The sequence below is a fragment of the Arcobacter sp. F155 genome (genome assembly GCF_004116455.1).
Taxonomy (GTDB): Bacteria; Campylobacterota; Campylobacteria; order Campylobacterales; family Arcobacteraceae; genus Halarcobacter.
In genome coordinates, this window is record NZ_PDJU01000008.1 from 50,153 (window position 1) to 71,047 (window position 20,895).

The following is a 20,895-nucleotide window of genomic DNA, read 5'->3' on the forward strand; positions in this document are numbered from 1 at the left end:
TTATTTTCCTATCATTATATCACTTGATTTTATGATTGCACACACAGGCATCTCTTCTTTCAAGTCTAATGTTTTAATGGAGTTTGTAGTAATTACAGATACTACAGAATCTCCATTTCCTATATCAACTACTAGTTCAGAGTTTATTACATCTTTAGTAATAGCCGAAACTTTTCCATCAAATTTATTTCTAGCACTTAAAGCAATATTTGTATCTGTACTTATAAGTACATTACTTGATTTAAAAAATGCAGTAACTTCATCACCTTTTTTTATATCTAAATCTTGAGCAGCAGCTTTAGTTATACTAGAGACTAGCGTATTTCCACTTTTTAACTTAATAAGAACTTGGGCGTTAACTTCTGAAAGTATTATTGACTCAACAATACCTTGTATTTGATTTCTGGCACTAATTTGCATAGCTAGTCTCCCTATTGTTTTAAGTGTTCCTGTATCTATATCAGTCATCTGTTTTAATCTATTTAAAAAACTTTTTTGTTCTTGTTTTAACAATAGATATGTCTTCAATAAATTCTCACCATAAGGAGTTAATGAAGTACCACCTCCACCTTTACCACCTTTTTCTGTAGTAACTACAGCTTGTAAAGATAGATTGTTCATTGTATCAACTGCTTCCCATGCCTTTTTATAACTCATAGGCACTTCTTTTGCAGCTTTACTTATTGAACCACATTTTTGTATTGCAAAAAGAAGATCAATCCTTTTCTCTAACAAAAAGGGTTGATCTAATAGTTCTAGGGTCAAATTTGATGAAATTTCCAAGGCATTCCTTTTTTCTTTATATACTATAGTAAACAACGCGTTGCATAAAAAAAAGATTCATGCATCAAAATCGTAGCGTTATATACCTTAATACATATTGAATCTAATTATTTATATTTTTGTATGTAGCCTAAAAGCTACATACTAGTTACTTAAAGAGTCTTCTACTTTTTGTACTTCAGAAGATGAACCAAAATAAATTGGTGTTTTATCATGTAGTTCTACATTTGTCATATCTAAAATACGACCTTTTTGACTAATTGCTCTTCCACCTGCTTGCTCAATAATATATGAGATAGGGAAGGCTTCAAATAGTACTTCTAGTTTTCCATCAGGGAAAGATTTTGTTGCAGGAGATGAATATAAACCACCTCTTTTAAATAAAATCTGATGAGTATCTAAAGCTAAAGAATCAGAATATCTTAGTCTATATCCTTCATTAAAAAAGCTTTCTATTAACTCTTTATGTTCTTTTGTCCATTCACTAGCAACTCCACCAGTAGAATTGATTTTTCCTTTTTTCTCTAAAGTTAAAGGGTCTTGTTCTATAAACTCACCATCTTCATAAGAGAAGTAAACTACACCTTCAGATTTTGAAGCAAATACTAATTGGAAAGTTGGTCCATAAGTAATATACATAGCTGCTTTTAAGTGGAAAGCATCCATTTGATGTTCATAAATTCCAAAAATAGTTCCTAGTGAAAAATCAACATCTAATAAATCTACATTATCAATAGCAACATAAGAGATTTTGTATTTTCCATTTTCATTTATTGTTGTGTACTCTTTATTGTCTTTTCCAATAAAACCATGAACTGATTTTACTCTTTTGAACTCTCTTTCAATAATCTTTGAACAATAATCATGAACACTATCATGCATTTGTTGGTCATTTAGTCCACTTGATAAAAACTTTTCACAATCAACAAATACGTTTTTTTCTATATCTTCTGCAATATTTGTAATGGCATTAAAAACTGCAATCATAAATTTTAGCCTCTTTTATTTTTTAATTAATTAGTATTTATAATATCAAGTAATTGATTAAAGCCCTATAAGGCTAGTTCACTAATCTCTTTGCTAGGTTAAGCAACTCTTCTTTTATCTCATACTTTGAAGAGTTCACATAATCAATTGATACAAACTCAAACTCACCCTTATTATAAACAATCACACTACTTGTAAACTCTTCTTTAAAGATTTCATCAATTGCAAAAGTCACAAACTCTGATGCCATAAGTCTGTCATATACTGTTGGATTTCCACCCCTTTGTATATGACCTAAAATAGTTGCTCTTGTTTCAATTCCTACATCTTCTTCAAGCCATCTAACAAGTTCATTCGTAGTTGTACATTTATTTTTAGAACATCCCTCTGCCACTACACAAACTATATATTTTCTTCCATTTTTAAGCTCTTCTTTTAATCTTTTTCCTATAACATCTAAATCATAATCAAGCTCAGGAATCATACAAACCTCAGCCCCACAAGTAATTGCTGAAACTAAAGCTAAATATCCACAATCTCTTCCCATAGTCTCAATTACACAAGCTCTTTTAAATGAAGCAGAAGTATCTCTTATAGCATCCGTTGCTTCTCTAATAATATTCAGTGCTGTATCAACACCTAAGCAGTACTCTGTTCCAAAAATATCATTATCAATAGTTGCAGGGATTCCTACAAACTTTACACCAAAGTCTTTATAGAATTGATTTAAAGCTCTAAAAGAACCATCTCCACCTAAAATAATAAGCTTATCAACTCCATGTTTTTGTAAGTTTTCATAGGCTTGTTTTCTATACTCTAATTCAAAAAATCTTTTTGACCTTGAAGACCTTATTTTAGTTCCACCTTCATGCATAATTCCAGCAACATCATCAAAGGTAGCTTCTTTTATATTTCCATCAATCAAACCTTCTAGTCCATCAAATACTAAAAAAGGTTTAATCCCTTTTGTAAAACAATAATCTACAAACTGCTTAATTGCAGGATTCATTCCTGCACAATCTCCACCAGAAGTTAATATTGCTATTGCCATTTTTAACCTTTTTTCTCTTTTTTAGTTGTTATATCTGACATTAAAACGGCTATCCATTGAGTACTAGTATTTGAACTAAAGGCTATTTTTAAAGTCATTGTAATAGGAACCGCTAAGAACATTCCAACTATTCCTAAAACCCATCCCCATAAAATAAGTGAGAAGAAGATAACTAAAGGAGATAAACCTAACTCTTTTCCCATAAGTTTAGGTTCAATAATATTACTAATTGAAATATTGATAGTAACATAAAATACAATTAGTGCAATTGTTGTATTTAAATCTACACTAACAAGTGATAAAAGTACTGCTGGAATTGCTGCAATAATAGAACCTACTACTGGAACAAAGTTAAATAGCATTGCAATTACACCCCAAAGTACTGGATAATCAACACCAAAGATTATAAGTCCTACAGCTATTATAAATCCTGTTAAAAAACTTGTTGTACTTTTTACTAAAAAGTACTTTTGAATATTGTGTGAAAATTGATTAAAGTGTTCTAACTCTTCTCTTTTTTGTTTGAAAATAACTTTTAACTTTTTTTCAAAGGATTTTGATTCTGCAAGAATAAATGCAACCCCAATAACTATAAGTAAAAACTTAGAAAGGAAAGTTCCAATACTTCCAATTATATTCGTTGTAAAACCAAAAAATGAACTAAAATTAAGTGCATCTAAAATCATTTTTTTATCTACTGCTATTCCATAACTCTCACCTAAAGCAATTGTGTTTACAACTAAGCCTTGCAACTGCTTTTCATATTGAGGTATATTTTCAATAAAGTTTTTCAAAGAGTTATTAACAATATAACCTAAAAGTAAAGATATCAATACAAAAATACAAATTACTAAAACATATGAGATTACTCTTGGTATATGCTTTTTCTCTAAAAACCTTAAAAGTGTAGAAAAAATTGAAGAAATGAATATTGCTAAAAATAGTATAACTACAATTTCACTGGCAACTTTTAAACCTGCAATTATTACTACCAAAGTAGCTAAATAAAAAAAATAGTGTCTTATATTTATTGCATCCAAACTACTGTTCCTTTTGGTTGTTTTCTTCTAGAACCTGTGATAACGTTTTAAACTCTTCTATATTTTTAGGTTCAATATTTACTATATCAGCTAAAGACTTAACTCCCATTGATAAAAGATACTGTAAATTTGAATCAAAGGTTGCTTCTTCTATAACTCTAATTTTGTCTTTATGTACTTCAAACATATATCCACCATTTGGAATAGGCGTCATTGATAAAACAACCGTATAATGGTCTTTAAGTACAGACTCTTTTGTTGAATACATTAATCCGATATTATAATCATCTTTAGAGAAACCAGAGATTAAAACAACAAGTACTTTTTTCTCACCAGATTTTGAAGTATTAAAAATATTTACTAACTCTTTTATAGTTGAGAAACCTGGTATTTTAGAATATATCTTTTGAATAATTTCAACTAATTTTGTTTCTGCAAATACTCCTAGAATATATGCAAAAGAAGCCATTAAAATCACACCAACAATTGTCCATAAAAAAGGAAATTTTTCAGGTTCAAAACCAAATAATTCAAACATACTTCCAGTTAACTGATTTATCTTTTCATAAATCCAAATTACGATTATAGTAATAGCTGCAATTGGAGCTAACCAAAAAAGTCCTTTTAAAATAACTGTTATTACATGATCTTTTCCATGGGAAAAATATTTTTTTAACATCTCTTTCCTTCTTTCAATAAAAGAATATTATAGCTACTTAGAGTACTTTTTTCACTAAAAAATATATACAATTATCATATTTTGATTAAGAATAATACAATTTGAATATTTAATATACAGCTGTTAATTAAATTTGTTATTTTTTTAAGATAAAATTTAACCATGGAAAATACACTATTTATATTATTTGTATCCCTTGCCCTAGCAACGGTTTTAAATTTACTATTAAAAAAATTATCAATATCCCATATAATTGGATATATTCTAACAGGAACTATTGTTGCAACAATATTTAACTTAGGTGAAGAGAGTACTCTACATACTCTAGAGTTAATAGCAGAGTTTGGTATTGTTTTTCTAATGTTCACTATTGGTCTTGAGATGCCTTTAGAAAAAATCAAAAGAATGAAAAAACTTCTTTTTGCAAATGGTTTTTTACAAGTATCTGTTAGTGCTGTTATAATATTTTTAATCACTAGATATATTTTTGGTTTAGATACTACCTCATCTTTGATTATTGCCTTAGCATTTTCACTTTCATCTACTGCGATTGTATTAAGCTACTTAAAACAATCAAAGGATATTTATACACCTTATGGTGAGAAATCAACGGCTATTTTGGTTTTCCAAGATTTAGCTGTTATTCCTATTTTACTTTTGATTACTTTTTTATCAACAAGTGGAAGTTCAATTGAAGCAATTTTATTAAAAACTTTTGTTTCAGCACTATTGATTATTCTTTTTATGTTTACTGTTGGTAAAAAAATAATGGGGTATTTACTACAATTATCTTCAAATACAAGACTAGAAGAACTATTTTTAGCTTCAGTTTTATCTATTGTTTTAGGAGCTTCAATCTTAGCCCATGAGTTAGGTTTTACTTATTCGCTTGGAGCCTTTATTGCAGGTATGATTATTGCAGAAACAAAATATCATATAAAAGTAGAGTCAGATATTGCAAGTTATAAAGACTTATTACTTGGTACTTTTTTCTTTTCTGTTGGTACTAAAATAGATATCTCATATTTTGTAGAGAATATTTTATATCTACTTATTGTTTTAGTTTTAGTAATGTTTACTAAAGCCTTAGTTATCTATTTAATTGTAAGAAAAGACTCAAATAAGAGTGATTCTGTAAAATCAGCCCTAGCTCTTTGTCAAATTGGAGAGTTCTCTTTTGCTGTTTTTGCACTTGCTGCATCAAATGGTTTATTAGAAGAGAACTTAAGTAACTTTCTTATTTTAGTTACAGTTTTATCTATGATTTTAACTCCATTTATAGTAAATAATATTTATAAACTATCTTCATTTATTATTACAGAGTTTTATGAGTCAGATAAAATTACACCAATTAATAAGAAAAACCATATTGTAATTTGTGGATATGAAACTTTAGGAAGAATTATTGCAAGGGATTTAGAAAAAGAGAATAAAGAGTTTGTAATAATTTCAGATAATCTAAAACACGTTTTATTGGCTAGAAAAAAAGGCTACCTAGCATATTTTGGACACTTAGAAAAACTTCCTGTAATTGAGTCACTACAAATTGAAGATGCTTCAAGTATTATAATTACCCTTAGTAATCTTTCAAAAAAAGCTTTAATTTGTGAAGCCCTTTTAAAATATGATGAAGATGCAAACTTAATAGTAAAAATTGATTCAGTTAGTGAAAAAAAATATCTTAAAAACTTAAGTATTAGAAACTTTATTCATGCTCAACAAGAGACTGCAAATTTAATCGTTCAAAAAAGTTTAGAGATTAATAATTAACTTTTGATTTTTCAGTAAATAAAAAAAGAGCGAGAGATAAATCTCTGCTCTTCTTATCTACTATGAAGGACGTTTAATTAGTAGGTGAAGAAATTATAACTACTCACTATAGCAAAACAGTAGCATTATGAAAAAATTTAACAATTTTTAAAAAATTTTTGTATATAATTGTGAAATTATTAGGAGTAGTTATTGTACGAAAAAGAGTTGAACTCAATAAAAAAAGCTAATAGATATCGTACTAGAAAGGTTTTCGATACAAATCTAATTGACTTAGCCTCAAATGACTACTTAGGTCTTGCCTCACAAAAAGAAATTTTTGAAAATACATACAAAAAACTTCACAATGAAAAATTCACCTCTCCAAAAGCCTCAATTGTTGTAACTGGATATTCTCAACTACATAAAGATTTTGAAGATGATTTAAAAAAATACAACGGTTTTGAAGATGCAGTTGTTGTAGGAAGTGGTTTTCTAGCAAATATTTCTATGATAGAAGCTCTTGTTAGAAAAGGTGATGTTTTATTTATAGATGAGAATTATCATGCAAGTGGTATGTTAGCAACTAGACTTTTAAATAAAAACCAAGTTGTTATTTTCAAACACAATGATTGCCAAGACCTAAAAGAAAAGTTTGAAAATCAAAATGTTAAAGGAAGAAAGATTATTGCCATAGAAGGTGTTTATTCTATGGAAGGTGATTTAGCTCCTAAAGAGATTTTTGATTTTGCAGACGAAAAAAATGCTTTACTAATAGTTGATGAAGCACACTCTTCTGGTGTATTAGGAGAGAATTTGCTTGGAATATTTGACCTTTATAAAATAACTCCTAGAGAAAATCATATAAAAATGGGTACACTAGGAAAGGCATATGGAAGTTATGGAGCTTATATTTTAGCATCAAAGACAATTATTGACTTTCTTGTAAATAGAGCTAAAGCTATAATCTACACAACTGCTCCATCTTTATTTGATATAGTTTCAGGCCACGAATCTTTAAAATATATACAAAAAAACAAGGTTCAAATAAAAGAGAAAATCTCTACTAATCTGAACACTGTAAACAATATTTTAAATATGGATTCTCAAAGTTTAATTATTCCTGTACAAATTGCAGATAATAAAAAAGTTCTAGACTTACAAAAACAGTTAGAGCAAAAGGGTTATCTTGTTGGAGCAATTAGACAACCAACCGTAAAAAGTGCAATAATAAGACTTATTGCAAAAACTGATATTAAACAAAATGACTTAGAGTATGTTTGTAATTATCTAAAGGAAACAAGATGAAAAAACTACTTTTAACTCTTACATTCTGTGTTGCAGCCTTTGCAAATGAGAATAACTTCGTGAATATGAAAAACTGTGAAAGTGTAAAACTTTCAAAACTTACATCAATAGTATCTTGCCACCAAGTGGATTATCTTGTTGAGTATAGAGTTGTAGATGATGAAGAAAAAGACCCTGTTAAAAAAGTTACTGTAGTAACTAAAGAAAATCAAGTTGTAATAAAAAACTTAGGAAGGTAGCATGATTTTAAACGAATTAATCAAAGGAAATGAAAAATTCAGAAACTCACAATTTTTGGATTTAGAGGACGAATTAAAAGACTTAGTTGAACATGGACAAAAGCCAGAGGTTCTGTTTATAGGTTGTTCAGACAGTAGAGTTACTCCTGATTTGATGCTAAACTCAAAACCAGGTGATATGTTTATTTTAAGAAATGTAGGAAATTTTGTACCTCCATATAAACATGATGAAGATTACCACGGAAGTGCTGCTGCTATTGAGTATGCGGTTGCTGTTTTAAAAGTAAAACATATTGTTGTATGTGGACATTCACATTGTGGAGCGTGTAAATCTTTATATGAAGATATTCCTGCAACAGATTCACTAGTTCATGTTAAAACATGGCTAAAATTAGGTGCTAAAGCAAAAGAGAGAACATTAAAAAATAAAAAATTTAATACAGAAGAAGAGATGTATAGAGCAACTGAAAGAAACTCTATTAGATATCAACTTGAAAACCTTCTAACTTATCCTGATGTAAAAAGATTATTAGATGAAGGTGAACTTAAAGTTCATGGATGGTATTATGACATCCAAACTGCAAAAATCGACTACTATGATAGTAAAGATGACAAATTCAAACCTTTAAGTGAGTTTACATATGAGCCATAATGTAGAAGTTAGAAGACTTCCTAAAAAAACTGTTGTTATAATTGCAATAATGTCTATTGCTACTATTATAGGTTTTGGATTCATTATGATGACAAAGAACCTAAAAATGGAGGAAGTTCTAAGTTCACTTGGACATGAAAAAATTTCTAGTATTAAAGTTGTAAACAGAATGAGTGTTGAAGATAAAGAAACAAAAGTTAAAAGTACTGTTTACAAAGTTACATTTTTTGATGAAACTTTAAATAAAGAGTGTATTGGATTTGTACATAGAAGTAATCATGGAAAGTATAGTAAAGATATAGACTGCAAATAAATTAAAATGAAGAAGAGAATATGAGTGTTTTAGAAAAGATTAAAAATAACCAAAGACTTGGCTACGAAGATGCGATAAAATTATATGATCTAGACCTTTTTGAATTAGCATCAATAGCAAATGACATTAGAAGAGAGAAACATGGAGATAAAACCTATTTTAATATAAATAGACATATTAATCCAACAAACATCTGTAAAGATGTATGTCAATTCTGTGCATATAGTGCAAGTAGAAAAAATCCTAATCCATACACAATGAGCCACGAACAAATTTTAGAGACAGTTAAAAACTCATCTAAAAATGGTATTAAAGAAGTGCATATTGTATCTGCTCATAACCCAGATACAGGATTAGAGTGGTATTTAGATATTTTTAAAAAAATCAAAAAAGATTTTCCTCATATTCATGTAAAAGCATTAACAGCAGCAGAAATACACTTTTTAGCACAAGAGTATGATTTAAGTTATGAGCAAATCATTGAAAAGATGATTGAAAGTGGTGTTGATTCAATGCCAGGTGGTGGAGCTGAAATCTTTGATGAAAAAGTTAGAAAAAGAATTTGTGGTGGAAAAGTTACTTCACAACAATGGCTTGATATTCATAAACTTTGGCATAAAGCAGGACATGAAAGTAATGCAACAATGCTATTTGGACATGTTGAATCAAGAGAACACAGAATCGACCATATGCTTAGACTTAGAGACTTACAAGATGAAACAAATGGATTTAATGCTTTTATTCCCCTTGTTTATCAAAAAGAGAATAACTATCTAAAAGTAAAAGATTTTTTAACTGGTCAAGAGATATTAAAAACTATGGCTATTGCTAGAATCCTTTTAGATAATATTCCTCATATAAAAGCTTATTGGGTAACATCAACTGTAAAACTAGCTCTTTTAGCTCAAGAGTTTGGTGCAAATGATTTAGATGGAACAATTGAAAAAGAGTCTATTCAAAGTGCAGCAGGAGCAAAAAGTGCAAATGGTATGCCACTTGAAGAGTTTGTTGATTTAATCAAAAACTCTGGCTTTACACCAGTTGAGAGAGATTCAATCTATAATGAGATAAAAGTTTGGTAACTTTTATCTTATTAAAACAGAGTTTTCTTATTAGTTTTTAACTCTTCATTCTCTTTTTGTAAGTTTGTAACTAAATCTTTTAAATCATTTATTCTTTTTTTATTCTCTAAATCTTTTTTTATAAAATCATCTAACTCATCTTTTTTTGAGTTTAACATTGTTTCTAAAGTTTGAATAGTTTTCTCTTGCCTTTTATTTATTCCCTTTAAAGTGTTTAAAGCTTTATACATTTGATCAAACTGCTTACTCTTATCTTGCTTCGTCATAAGATTTACTTTGTCATACTCTAGGTTGTTTTTTTCATAGGCTTCTAATTGATTTAAAAGTTGCTTTCTTTTTGCCTCAACTTGATGTACTTTTTCATCTAATGTAGAGTTAATATTAGTAAGGTCTAAAACTCTTTTAGCCAAACTCTCTTTTTCAGTATTTAAAGCACTTACAGCTTTTTTATATTGTGTTACTTGTTCTATATACTTTTTATAACTCTCTCTTTTTTTAAGTTCATTTTCTGTAACTAAAAAACTTACTGCTATATACTCTAAAATCTCTTTACTAGAAGAGTCAAAAATAGGAATAATCTTTGTATTCACAAAAAAAGTTGAGCCATCTTTTGCTAGATTTTTAAAAGTACCACTCCAAATTTTTCCTGCTTGTATAGTTTCCCAAAGAGTTTTAAATGAATCTTTTGAAACTTCTGGATGCCTTATTAGCTTATGTGACTTACCTATTAATTCATTTTGTTCATATCCTGTAACAACACAAAAACCATCATTTACATAAGTTATGTTTCCATTTAAATCAGTTTTTGAAACTATTGCTTCTTGATTTAAGATATCTAAATAAGTTTGTAACTCTTTCTTTTGATTTTCATAATTCTTTTTATAGAAAATATCACTACAAAGTCTATTTAACTTTTCATCTATTACCGTTAAATCTATTGGCTTTAAAATATAACTATCTATATGTAAAGAGATAGCTTTTAATAATTGCTCAGTTTCAGTTCTAGCTGTAATTAACATCGAAGGAATATGAGTATCAACCTCTTTAATCTTCTCAAACATCTCAAGACCATCCATCTTAGGCATGTTTATATCACTAATTACTAAGTCAAACTTTTGATTACTATGAAAAGCTTTTTCAAAAGCTAAAAAACCATCTAAACCATTTGCACATAGTTCTACATTATCAAACTTTCTTTGCAAAAACTTTCCTAGTTTTTCCCTTGCTAATTCTTCATCTTCAACATATAAAACTTTTAAACTTCTAATCTCTTCATTTTTTTCAACCATAATAAATCCTTTTTACAAGATTGTGTTATATCTTTGCAATTAACTCTTCTGTTAATGGCTTCTTAACAAAATCAAATACTTGCTTTTTATACTCATCTTCTAAATCATTCTCAGATATAAATATTAACTTACCTTCAAAGTTTGCTATCAAAAACTCTATTTCATCTTTTGGTAAATTATCTATATCAATAATAATCTTCTCTTTTCTTTCAATAAAAGTTTTCAACTCATCAAAAGAGAAAGCTTGTATCACTTTATAGTTTTTATTTAATTCAATTACTAAATTAAAAAAGACTATTGGGTCATTATTTAATACAATAATCTCTTCTTTACTATTTAATTCAAGTAGGTCTTCTTTATTAGAACTTATTTCTAAGAAATTCATTCCCTCTAAAAGATGTTTGTTTTTTGGAATTACTAAAGTAAATGTTGAGCCTTTATCAACTTCACTTTCAACAAATACATCACCTTCTAATAGCTTACTTAACTCTTTACAAATAGCTAATCCTAATCCTGTTCCACCATATTTTCTTGTTGTACTTCCGTCAACTTGCTTAAACCTATCAAAGATATGCTCTAACTTATCTTTTGAGATTCCTATTCCATCATCTTCAACAACAATTTTAACATTTGGTTCTTCATCAAAAACTAAAAATTTAACCTGACCTTTTTCAGTAAATTTAACAGCATTACTTAGAAGATTTTTTATAATTTGACTAATTCTATCTTTATCACTAAAGATAAAATCTAAAGAATCATCTATATGATATTTAAACTCTATATTTCTCTCTTTTACTTGTAAATTAAACATATCATAGATACTATCACTTAACTCTCTTAAATCAAGTTTATCATTGTTTAATATAATCTCACCAGCTTCAAGTTTAGAAAGGTCTAAAACATCATTTATTAAAAACAGTAAATCTTTACCACACTTATTTATTATCTCTAAATTTTTAATATCCTTTTCATTTAAAACGCCCCTTTTGTTTTTCATCATTACATTACTAATTACATTGATAGAGTTTAGGGGTGTTTTTAACTCATGGCTCATATTTGCCATAAAATCATCTTTTGATTTATTAGCATCTTCTAGCTCTTTTTTTTGTAACTCTAATTTATCTTTTTGAATCTCTCTAATCATTGTTAGCTGTTGCATATTGATATAAGCTTCATTGATTCTTTTTGACATTTTATTAAATGTTCTTGCAAGAGTATGTAACTCATTTTTTTCTACTTTGTCTAGCTTTATTTCTATTACTTCATGACCAACAACATCAAACTTTTTAGTTGCATCAATTATTTTGTTAAGTGGTTTGATTAAATATTTTGTTGAAAAAATCAAAAATAAGATTCCTAGAATAATCATGCTTGCTAAAATATTTAAAAGTATTAAGAAAATTGACTCTTCCATATTTTTATAGATTTTATTTTCATCTATGAATAAAAAAATAAAGTAGTTCCTATCTTCAATAGTAAATGCCATTCCATGGGTTAATAAACTATTAGAAAAGCTATAGCTTAAATTTGGCAATCTTATTATTGATTTAATATTCTCAATATCGCTAGAAACCATTCCATTTAAATATATAAAGCGTTGTTTTTCTTCAATAATAGAAATACCTGAGATATCTGTAGTTTGTGCTATTGCATGGGAAATACTGTTTAACTCTTTTATATTTTTTTCTTTTGTATTCTTGATTAAAATATTTTTATATACCATCTCTATTTTAGTAAATACTCTTTCAAGTTTTCGTTTTTCATTTTTATACTCAGTAAAGATTTGAAAAAGTACAAATAAGAATACAAAAACAAAATAAGTAAGATATACTCTATTAAATAAATTTGAACCAATACTATTTCTAAATCTATCAAAAATATTTAGCATTTTCTTAAGAACCTTAATGTTCCACTCCTTGAAAAATAACCTTACAGTTATTATATAGATAAAAAATACTATTATAGTATCATTTTAGAATATAATTTTAGATGATATAAAATGAAAGGATATATTATGGAAAATAGGTTTTCTGTTTTAATTATAGATGATGTTCAAGATAATATATATTCGCTAGAACTACTTATTGAAGATTTAGATATCAATATTCACTCTGCACTTAATGCAAATGATGCAATTAATATCCTTATGAAAGAAAATATAGATTTAATACTTTGTGATATTCAAATGCCAGATATTGATGGATTTCAATTTGTTGAATATATTAAAAGAATAGAAAAACTAAAAGATATTCCTGTTATTTTTATTACTGGTATTTATGATAAAGATTTATATCAAAAAAAAGGTTATGATTTAGGAGCTATTGAATATATCTCTAAACCAATTGATGATGTTTTATTAACCTCTAAACTTAAAGCCTATATTGAGCTTTTTAATAAAAATAAACAAATTAAATCTTCCCTTGAAAAAGCAAATAAACTTGCAGTACATAATACAAAAATGGCTAGTATCGGCGAAATGATAGGTGTAATTTCACACCAACTAAAACAGCCTCTTAATGTACTTTCTATTTATTGTGATGATATTAAATTTGCATATCAATTTAATGAGTTAAATGATGAAATGGTTGATGAATTTTCTCAAAATACTAAAAAACAAATCCATTATATGAGAGATACAATTGATGGTTTTCTTAGCTTTTTTAACCCAGATAAACATAAAAATCAATTTGAAATAAAAAAAGTTATCGAAAGTACAAAAGAGTTACTTGGCTCACAAATAAAAAAAGCTAATGTAGAACTTGAAACACAACTACTTTCGAACTATCAATTAAATGGTATAGAAATGGAGTTATCACAAGTTTTAATCAACTTAATTACAAACTCAATACAAGCCTTTGAAGAAAGAGAGATAGAGAATAGAAAGATTGAGATTATAACTTTTTCTAAAGATGAAAAAAACTATCTAATCATTAGTGATAATGCAGGTGGAATAAAAGAAGAGAATCTAGAAAAAATATTTGACCCATACTATACAACAAAAGAAGAAGGTACAGGAGTAGGATTATATATGGTGAAATTAGTGATTAAAAATAGTTATAATGGAAATTTAAAAATAGAAAACTCTACAGATGGTGTTAGGTTTATAATGCAGTTTTAATCAACTACTTTGGTTGATTAAACTGTAAAATAAACTCTACTTCAATACCAGCTTCTGTTTTAACAAAATTAACTGGATAATTAATATTTATAGAGTACATCTCATTATTTAATACTTCTATTACTTTAAAAAACTCTAATGGAGATTGTATTAGCATATTTACAAGATAATCAAAGCTTACATTAGTCTCTTTAGAACTTGATTTAAAGTTTATGCTTGTTCCTTTAGGAAATAGCATTTTTATTTGCTCTGTAACAGTAATAATTGACATAAACTCATTTGATAAATAAACATCTTTATACTCTTTTGTTCCAGTCTCTTTTTTATCTTTGAAACCTTCTACATCAATAGTTGCTTTTAAAACAGGCTTTTTACTCTCTTTAAAAGTTATATTTACTTTTTCATAATCTTTTTGTAGTTCAGGTTTTATAACTTTGATATAAGTGTCTTTATTTAACATATTTACATCAAATAGTAATCTATCTTTATCAACTGTTAATTCAGTTAAAACCATATCATAAGGAATAACTTCTAAAGCTTTTAATACTTTAAACTCTAGTTGAGAGTTTATTTCCATATGGTTAGGAAGTATTATTTCTCGTTTGATAGGTTTTGCTTCTTCAACTTTTTTTGAAACAGTTTGAGTCGGAGTTGTTACCTTCTTATCTTCCATTCCTAGCCATTTTTTATATGGTAAAACAAAAGCACTTCCTGCAAAAATTACAGCAAATACAGCTAGAGCTAAAACAAAGTTTCTAAATGTGTTTGTAGGTTTTGACCTTGGCTTTATAAAACTTTTATGACTATGTGTATCTTTTGATAACTCAAATAACTCTTCATCAACAGAGATTGGATGATAAGTTGTATCAATCATAAACTCATCACTCATTTGCTGTATCTGTTCATTTGTTAAGATTTTAATATTATATAATAGTGAAATTCTTTCTATAAATATGTTTTTACTATTTGCATAAAACTCTTCAATTGTATTTTGAATAGCCTCATGTAGCTCTAAAGCATATACTTCATCAAAAAGCTTTTGACCTAATACTTCATTTTCATAAAACTTACTTTGTTTGATATCATCAAAAGCAGATAATGCAATCTTCTTATTAAATATAATTTCATTTTTTTCATTTAAAACTACACAAAAAGCTTGGTCATTAAATAGAAGTATTACTAGATTGTTGTTGCAAGGGTTTTGTTCAATATGAAGATTTAAAACATGATAAGCAGAGAAGATATAATCAACTCCACACTTTTCAAAATAGTTTCTTGTTTCAAAAAGATTGTTTTTAGAAACAGCAATATTATAGTCATTGTTTAATACTGTTACTTCGCAATCTTTTGGTTTAGGACTTTTCTTTTTTAATAATACAGTATCATCTGCAATTAATAGTGTTGAAATATAAGTGTTGTTTATTTCAGAGGCATGATTGTTAAGTTTTGTGGCAATGTCTCTTCCTAAGATATCATCTTTTGCAATAAAAGTAGAGCTGTTTGTTTCAATAATATCATTATTATTTAGCTTCTTATAATTGATTTTTAATTGATTAGTATATTTTATTGCATTTATATATAATGACTCTTTAGAAAACATTTTAAACTTTAACCCCTATCTCATGGCATTTACTAACATTTTTTCTTTTATATACTCTTTTGCTTCATCCATTTCTAAATCATTTACAGAAAATGGTTCAGATACATAAAAATCTATTATACCAAAAGGTTTAGGTATAACAAATCTATCCCAAGATTTTAATTGCCAATAAGATTTTGGAACAGCATTTAAAGATACTATTCTAGTATTTGTTTTCTTTGAAATAGCTACAATCCCATCTGCGATAGAAAACCTAGGACCACGTGGTCCATCAGGAGTAATTGCAACATCAGTTCCAGCTTTTAACTCTTTTAGAGCATTTTTTAAAGCTTTAATTCCGCCCTTTGATGAAGATCCAGGAATACCACCTACTCCTAGATACTCACATACTTTTTTTATTATTAGTCCATCTTTATGTTCACTAACAATGACTTTTACTCTTCCATTTTTTCTAAAGTTTCTGTAGTTTAATGGTTGCATTAATAAATCCCCATGCCACATGGCAATTATCAATGTCTCATCCTCAGAAACTTTACTATAATGAAAGTTTTTCTTTGATGTTAGATAGATAAACCTAACTATAAGCTGTAAAAAAGAAGGTGCTATTTTAGTAAGAAAATAGTTCTTTAAACTTTTCATTATTCTACAATTTCACCTTTAAGTGCAGTTCTAGTTGCACCAGTTATTTTTACTTTAACAATTTTTCCTAATAGCTCATCACTACCTTTTACAAATACTTGACAATAGTTATCTGTAAATCCAGCAATCTCACCATTTGGTTTTAATGATTCAAATAAAACCTCTACAGTTTTTCCAACATTTGAATCCATTAGTTCACTTTGATGTAACTTGTGAAGTTCAATTACTTCTGTAAGTCTTGCACTTCCAATCTCATCTTCAATTTCTAAATCTTTAAATTCTAAAGCTTTAGTGTTTGGTCTTGGAGAGTATTTGAAGTTAAAGATTTGATCAAAACGAACTTGCTTGATTACATCAATTGTATCTTCGAAATCTTCTTGAGACTCACCAGGGAAAGCTACAATGATATCTGTTGTAATTCTAACATTAGGAACTAAATCTCTAATTTTCTTAGCTCTATTTAAAAACCACTCTTTTGTATATCCTCTTTTCATAGCTTTTAATACTTTAGTAGAACCACTTTGTAAAGGCATATGAATACATTTAGATATTTTTGGATTTTTTGCAAACTCTTCAATAAACTCATCATCCATATGTAATGGGTGTGGAGAAGTAAATCTAATTCTCTCTAAACCTTCTACTTTAGAAACCTCTTGTAAAAGTCTAGTAAAGTTAGTTTTTTCTCTACCATCAGAGAACCTTCTTCCATAAGAGTTTACATTTTGACCTAATAAAGTTACTTCTTTTGCACCCTTTGCCACATCTTTTTGAACTTGTTCTACAATCATTTCAGGTGGAATAGAGATTTCATCACCTCTTGTTGCAGGAACGATACAATAAGTACACTCTTTATCACATCCAATAGAAATATTCACAGATGTTTTATATAAGGAATTAGAATTTTGTGCAAACTGGTAAGTTGAGTCATCATAGTCAATATCAATCTCAACTGAACCTTTTTTATCAACTACATCTTTGATTTTTGAAATATTTCTAGCTCCAACTACGAAATCTACATATGGAGCTCTTTTTATAATATCTTGACCTAAGTGTGAAGCTGTGCACCCACAAACTCCAATCTTAGCATCTTTTTTCTTTTTAATATTAAATTGTCCAATCTCTGAAAACAGCTTTTGAACAGGTTTTTCTCTTACTGAACAGGTATTAATAATAATTAAATCAGCATCTTCCATCTGATCTGTTGTTGTATAATTTTTATGTTCTTTTAGTTCAGCAATTATATGTTGGCTATCAGTGTCATTCATTTGACACCCTAGCGTTTGTATAAATAGTTTTTTTTCTTGGTTACTCATTTATTTTTATTCACTTTATTATTATAAAGCATGTACCTCATACATGTACTCATCATCAGCAAGTCCGTATTTAACTTCTCTGAAATATACGTTATAACCCTCATCTTCTAACGCATCAACTAAAGACATCATATCTTTGTGAGAGTTGTCTCTATCAAAATAGAATATTTTTTCACCGCTTTTATTTAACTCTTCTTTAATCTTATCAAGTTGAACTTTTTTTGGCTTTTCAGTAAGTTCATTTCTTGCAAATAATAATTCCATTTAATTACCTTTTTGTTTTTAATTAGCTAAATAGTTTATCTTAAAGTTGCTTTAATTTGTATAAAAGAACTTTTTGATATAATATTGTTCTATTCCACATTGAAAATCAAAAAACATCACATTTCAATGTTAAAAAAAGAAGGTAATTTAATGGATAAAATTATTGATATATTGGATTCTATTGCCTATGAAAAAGGCCTAAAAGTAGAAGAAGTTGAAACAGCTTTAAAAGAAGCGTTAATCAAAACTGCCGAAAAAATGGTAGATGAGACGTTAACATTTGATGCAAATATAGATAGAGAAAATAAAAAATTAGAGCTTTCACAAAAAGTAGAAGTTGTACCAGATGGAGATAGTAGATCTTTAGGACTTGACGAAGAAGGAAACAGTATTAACCCTGAAAACTTCATTGAGTTAAGTGAAGCACAAGAGATTGATCCTGACTTAGAAGTTGGAGATACAGTTGATTATGACCTAGAGTTTGAAAACATGGGAAGAAATGCTGCAACAATCTTACATAGTAACTTTGAATACAAAGTTCAAAGATATTTAGAAGAGACTTTAGTTAGTAAATATAAAAATAAAATTGGAAAAACTATTAACGGTACAGTAACTAGAGTTGACAGACAAGAGAATACTTTTGTTGAGATTGGGGAAGTAAAAGGTATGCTTCCAAGAAAATCTAGAATTAAAGGTGAGTTCTTTAAAGTTGGAGATACAGTTAAAGCTGTAGTAAAAGCTGTAAATATTGATAAAGCAAATGGTTTAATCATTGAACTATCAAGAACTGCACCTAAATTTTTAGAATCACTTTTAAGAGCAGAAGTTCCTGAATTAAAAGATGAAATTATCTCTATTGAAGCAAGTGCTAGAATTCCAGGAAGTAGAGCTAAAATCGCTTTAACTACAACTGATCCATCTGTTGACCCAATTGGTTCAATTGTTGGGGTAAAAGGTGTTAGAATTTCTGCTGTTTCTGCACAATTACATGGAGAGAATATTGATTGTGTTGAGTATTCAGCAATTCCTGAAATGTTTATTTCAAGAGCATTATCTCCTGCTATTATTCAAAGTGTAAAAATTGAAAAACCAGCAGATGGAAATGACAAAGGTAAAGCAGTAGTTACAATTCCAAGTGACCAAAAGTCAAAAGCAATTGGTAAAGCTGGTTTAAATATCAGACTTGCATCAATGTTAACTAGATATGAAATTGAGCTTGTAGAAGTTGGTGGTTCAACTACTGCGACATCAAGTTCAGATAACCAAGAAGTTGAAAAAACAACAGATACTGCAAGCTTAGAGGCATTATTTAAGTAATGGCACTATTTGTTTATGACTCAGTAAAAAAAGAGAAAATTGAGTTTCAACCAATAAAAAATAATGACGTAAAAGTTTACGTTTGCGGACCTACAGTGTATGATGATTCACACTTAGGTCACGCAAGATCTGCAATTGCCTTTGATATACTACACAGAACACTAAAAGCAAATAACTACAATGTTACTATGACTAAAAACTTCACTGATATTGACGATAAAATCATCAAAAAAATGAATGATACAAATAAGTCATTAGAAGAAGTTACAAACCACTATATAGATGCATACAAAAATGATATGCAAATTTTAAATATTTTAGATAATACTTTAGAACCAAAAGCAACACAAAATCTTGATGTGATGATTGAAATGATTGAGGACCTAATTTCAAAAGACATAGCCTATTCTACAAGTGATGGGGTATATTTTGATGTTTCAAAAGATGAAGCTTATGGTTCTTTATCAAAAAGAGCAAGTGATGAAAACTCACAAGCAAGAGTTGAAGCAAATACTGAAAAAAGAAATCCAAATGATTTTGCCCTTTGGAAATTTGAAAAAGAGAATGATGTAAGTTTTGAAGCTGCATTTGGAAAAGGAAGACCTGGTTGGCACATTGAGTGTTCTGCTATGATTAATAAACATCTTGCATATAAAGATGAGCCTTTCCAAATTGATATTCACGGTGGAGGAGCTGACCTTCTATTCCCTCACCATGAAAATGAAGCTGCACAAACAAGATGTTCATCAAAAGCTTCTTTAGCAAAATATTGGATGCACAATGGTTTTGTAACAATTGATGGAGAGAAAATGAGTAAATCATTAGGAAACTCATTTTTCTTAAAAGATATTGTTAAATCATACTCAGGAGAAGTTATAAGATTTTATCTTTTAACAGCTCAATATAGAACAAACTTCAACTTCAATGAAGAGGATTTAATTGCCTCTAAAAAAAGACTTGATAAGTTCTATAGAGTTAAAAAAAGAGTTTATGGTTTAGGGAAATCTGCTGTAAATAAAGAGCTTAAAGAGAATATTCTAAAAGCTTTAAATGATGATTTAAATACTCCAAAAGCAATCTCAGTAATTGATGAATATATTAATTCAGCAAATGAGACTTTAGACAAAGAACCAAAAAATAAAAATATCAAAAAAGAACTAGTTTCAAGTTTTGAATTTATAAATGACGTATTAGGAATTGGATTTAATGATGCATATACATATTTCCAATTTGGTGTGTCACAAGAAGATATTGAGAAAATTGAACAATTAATCTCACAAAGAACTGAAGCTAAAAAAAATAAAGATTTCGAGACTGCTGATAAAATTAGAGAAGAGATTTCTTCATTAGATGTGTCTATTATGGATACTCCTAATGGAACAGTATGGGAAAAGCATTAAGCTTTTTCCATAAACTTAAAATTACATTACTGCTACAAAACTAAACATTTTTACATTGCTATTTTATTGCTA

Annotated in this window: 20 protein-coding genes; 9 read left to right on the forward strand and 11 right to left on the reverse strand. The window is 28.2% G+C overall.

Going from position 1 to position 20,895, the window contains the following annotated elements:
- The 5 genes from CRV03_RS09485 to CRV03_RS09505 all read right to left on the reverse strand — a co-directional run bounded on the left by CRV03_RS09485 (position 1) and on the right by CRV03_RS09505 (position 4,540).
- Positions 1–783, reverse strand: coding sequence for a TOBE domain-containing protein (locus CRV03_RS09485; protein WP_129084900.1), 783 nt, complete (start codon positions 781–783; stop codon positions 1–3).
- Positions 784–927: 144 nt separating this feature from the next.
- Positions 928–1,770 carry a class 1 fructose-bisphosphatase gene (locus CRV03_RS09490; RefSeq protein WP_129084901.1) on the reverse strand — a complete coding sequence of 281 codons (843 nt, stop codon included), beginning with the start codon at positions 1,768–1,770 and terminating at the stop codon, positions 928–930.
- A 73-nt stretch (positions 1,771–1,843) separates the two neighbouring features.
- A complete protein-coding gene (locus CRV03_RS09495; RefSeq protein ID WP_129084902.1) occupies positions 1,844–2,821 on the reverse strand; it encodes a 6-phosphofructokinase in 978 nt (325 codons plus the stop codon).
- A 2-nt stretch (positions 2,822–2,823) separates the two neighbouring features.
- A complete protein-coding gene (locus CRV03_RS09500) occupies positions 2,824–3,861 on the reverse strand; it encodes an AI-2E family transporter (RefSeq protein ID WP_129084903.1) in 1,038 nt (345 codons plus the stop codon).
- Position 3,862: 1 nt separating this feature from the next.
- Complete coding sequence (locus CRV03_RS09505) at positions 3,863–4,540, reverse strand: DUF502 domain-containing protein (RefSeq protein WP_129084904.1); 678 nt, start codon at positions 4,538–4,540, stop codon at positions 3,863–3,865.
- A 162-nt stretch (positions 4,541–4,702) separates the two neighbouring features.
- Here CRV03_RS09505 and CRV03_RS09510 point away from each other — a divergent pair, with 162 nt between their 5' ends.
- From CRV03_RS09510 to mqnE, 6 genes are all read left to right on the forward strand, one after another.
- On the forward strand, positions 4,703–6,310 hold the full coding sequence (locus CRV03_RS09510) for a cation:proton antiporter (RefSeq protein WP_129084905.1): 1,608 nt from the start codon (positions 4,703–4,705) through the stop codon (positions 6,308–6,310).
- Between the two features lie 192 nt (positions 6,311–6,502).
- On the forward strand, positions 6,503–7,597 hold the full coding sequence (locus tag CRV03_RS09515) for a pyridoxal phosphate-dependent aminotransferase family protein (RefSeq protein WP_129084906.1): 1,095 nt from the start codon (positions 6,503–6,505) through the stop codon (positions 7,595–7,597).
- Entirely contained in the window at positions 7,594–7,836 is a 243-nt protein-coding gene (locus CRV03_RS09520) for a fibronectin type III domain-containing protein (RefSeq protein WP_129084907.1), read from the forward strand. Before CRV03_RS09515 ends, CRV03_RS09520 begins: the two co-directional genes overlap by 4 nt.
- 1 nt (position 7,837) lies before the next feature.
- Entirely contained in the window at positions 7,838–8,488 is a 651-nt protein-coding gene (locus tag CRV03_RS09525) for a carbonic anhydrase (protein ID WP_129084908.1), read from the forward strand.
- Positions 8,478–8,801, forward strand: a complete 324-nt coding sequence (locus CRV03_RS09530) for a hypothetical protein (protein WP_129084909.1) — start codon at positions 8,478–8,480, stop codon at positions 8,799–8,801. The genes CRV03_RS09525 and CRV03_RS09530 overlap by 11 nt, the downstream gene beginning before the upstream one ends.
- A 20-nt stretch (positions 8,802–8,821) precedes the next feature.
- On the forward strand, positions 8,822–9,883 hold the full coding sequence (mqnE, locus tag CRV03_RS09535) for an aminofutalosine synthase MqnE (RefSeq protein WP_129084910.1): 1,062 nt from the start codon (positions 8,822–8,824) through the stop codon (positions 9,881–9,883).
- 11 nt (positions 9,884–9,894) lie between these two features.
- Here the strand turns inward: mqnE and CRV03_RS09540 are convergent, their stop codons facing one another.
- On the reverse strand, positions 9,895–11,172 hold the full coding sequence (locus CRV03_RS09540) for a response regulator (RefSeq protein WP_129084911.1): 1,278 nt from the start codon (positions 11,170–11,172) through the stop codon (positions 9,895–9,897).
- 25 nt (positions 11,173–11,197) lie between these two features.
- Positions 11,198–13,060: a HAMP domain-containing sensor histidine kinase gene (locus CRV03_RS09545; RefSeq protein WP_129084912.1), complete on the reverse strand. Its 1,863-nt coding sequence runs from the start codon at positions 13,058–13,060 to the stop codon at positions 11,198–11,200.
- Between the two features lie 126 nt (positions 13,061–13,186).
- Between CRV03_RS09545 and CRV03_RS09550 the strand changes: the two genes are divergently transcribed.
- The gene (locus CRV03_RS09550) at positions 13,187–14,290 is read left to right on the forward strand and encodes a sensor histidine kinase (RefSeq protein ID WP_129084913.1); all 1,104 of its coding nucleotides are present in this window, start codon (positions 13,187–13,189) and stop codon (positions 14,288–14,290) included.
- Positions 14,291–14,294: 4 nt separating this feature from the next.
- On the opposite strand, the gene CRV03_RS09555 is transcribed toward CRV03_RS09550, so the two are convergent.
- The 4 genes from CRV03_RS09555 to CRV03_RS09570 are packed head-to-tail and all read right to left on the reverse strand — an operon-like array spanning position 14,295 to position 18,106.
- Positions 14,295–15,890, reverse strand: a complete 1,596-nt coding sequence (locus tag CRV03_RS09555) for a hypothetical protein (RefSeq protein ID WP_129084914.1) — start codon at positions 15,888–15,890, stop codon at positions 14,295–14,297.
- A gap of 15 nt (positions 15,891–15,905) precedes the next feature.
- Positions 15,906–16,529: a lysophospholipid acyltransferase family protein gene (locus tag CRV03_RS09560; RefSeq protein WP_129084915.1), complete on the reverse strand. Its 624-nt coding sequence runs from the start codon at positions 16,527–16,529 to the stop codon at positions 15,906–15,908.
- The gene (gene miaB, locus CRV03_RS09565; RefSeq protein WP_129084916.1) at positions 16,529–17,842 is read right to left on the reverse strand and encodes a tRNA (N6-isopentenyl adenosine(37)-C2)-methylthiotransferase MiaB; all 1,314 of its coding nucleotides are present in this window, start codon (positions 17,840–17,842) and stop codon (positions 16,529–16,531) included. The genes CRV03_RS09560 and miaB overlap by 1 nt, the downstream gene beginning before the upstream one ends.
- Positions 17,843–17,863: 21 nt before the next feature.
- Positions 17,864–18,106, reverse strand: coding sequence for an HP0268 family nuclease (locus CRV03_RS09570; protein ID WP_129084917.1), 243 nt, complete (start codon positions 18,104–18,106; stop codon positions 17,864–17,866).
- A 150-nt stretch (positions 18,107–18,256) separates the two neighbouring features.
- On the opposite strand from CRV03_RS09570, the gene nusA reads away from it, so the two are divergent.
- Positions 18,257–19,423, forward strand: a complete 1,167-nt coding sequence (gene nusA / locus CRV03_RS09575) for a transcription termination factor NusA (RefSeq protein ID WP_129084918.1) — start codon at positions 18,257–18,259, stop codon at positions 19,421–19,423.
- Positions 19,423–20,823, forward strand: coding sequence for a cysteine--tRNA ligase (cysS, locus tag CRV03_RS09580; RefSeq protein ID WP_129084919.1), 1,401 nt, complete (start codon positions 19,423–19,425; stop codon positions 20,821–20,823). Before nusA ends, cysS begins: the two co-directional genes overlap by 1 nt.
- Positions 20,824–20,895 lie beyond the last annotated feature (72 nt).

What these genes read in the sequence shown, in the direction of transcription:
- CRV03_RS09490 (WP_129084901.1), bottom strand. Translation starts at nt 1,770, where the DNA reads ATGATTGCAGTTTTTAATGCCATTACAAATATTGCAGAAGATATAGAA.
- CRV03_RS09495 (WP_129084902.1), bottom strand. Translation starts at nt 2,821, where the DNA reads ATGGCAATAGCAATATTAACTTCTGGTGGAGATTGTGCAGGAATGAAT.
- CRV03_RS09505 (WP_129084904.1), bottom strand. Translation starts at nt 4,540, where the DNA reads ATGTTAAAAAAATATTTTTCCCATGGAAAAGATCATGTAATAACAGTT.
- CRV03_RS09510 (WP_129084905.1), top strand. Translation starts at nt 4,703, where the DNA reads ATGGAAAATACACTATTTATATTATTTGTATCCCTTGCCCTAGCAACG.
- CRV03_RS09520 (WP_129084907.1), top strand. Translation starts at nt 7,594, where the DNA reads ATGAAAAAACTACTTTTAACTCTTACATTCTGTGTTGCAGCCTTTGCA.
- CRV03_RS09525 (WP_129084908.1), top strand. Translation starts at nt 7,838, where the DNA reads ATGATTTTAAACGAATTAATCAAAGGAAATGAAAAATTCAGAAACTCA.
- CRV03_RS09530 (WP_129084909.1), top strand. Translation starts at nt 8,478, where the DNA reads ATGAGCCATAATGTAGAAGTTAGAAGACTTCCTAAAAAAACTGTTGTT.
- mqnE (WP_129084910.1), top strand. Translation starts at nt 8,822, where the DNA reads ATGAGTGTTTTAGAAAAGATTAAAAATAACCAAAGACTTGGCTACGAA.
- CRV03_RS09540 (WP_129084911.1), bottom strand. Translation starts at nt 11,172, where the DNA reads ATGGTTGAAAAAAATGAAGAGATTAGAAGTTTAAAAGTTTTATATGTT.
- CRV03_RS09545 (WP_129084912.1), bottom strand. Translation starts at nt 13,060, where the DNA reads ATGCTAAATATTTTTGATAGATTTAGAAATAGTATTGGTTCAAATTTA.
- CRV03_RS09550 (WP_129084913.1), top strand. Translation starts at nt 13,187, where the DNA reads ATGGAAAATAGGTTTTCTGTTTTAATTATAGATGATGTTCAAGATAAT.
- CRV03_RS09555 (WP_129084914.1), bottom strand. Translation starts at nt 15,890, where the DNA reads ATGTTTTCTAAAGAGTCATTATATATAAATGCAATAAAATATACTAAT.
- CRV03_RS09560 (WP_129084915.1), bottom strand. Translation starts at nt 16,529, where the DNA reads ATGAAAAGTTTAAAGAACTATTTTCTTACTAAAATAGCACCTTCTTTT.
- miaB (WP_129084916.1), bottom strand. Translation starts at nt 17,842, where the DNA reads ATGAGTAACCAAGAAAAAAAACTATTTATACAAACGCTAGGGTGTCAA.
- CRV03_RS09570 (WP_129084917.1), bottom strand. Translation starts at nt 18,106, where the DNA reads ATGGAATTATTATTTGCAAGAAATGAACTTACTGAAAAGCCAAAAAAA.
- nusA (WP_129084918.1), top strand. Translation starts at nt 18,257, where the DNA reads ATGGATAAAATTATTGATATATTGGATTCTATTGCCTATGAAAAAGGC.
- cysS (WP_129084919.1), top strand. Translation starts at nt 19,423, where the DNA reads ATGGCACTATTTGTTTATGACTCAGTAAAAAAAGAGAAAATTGAGTTT.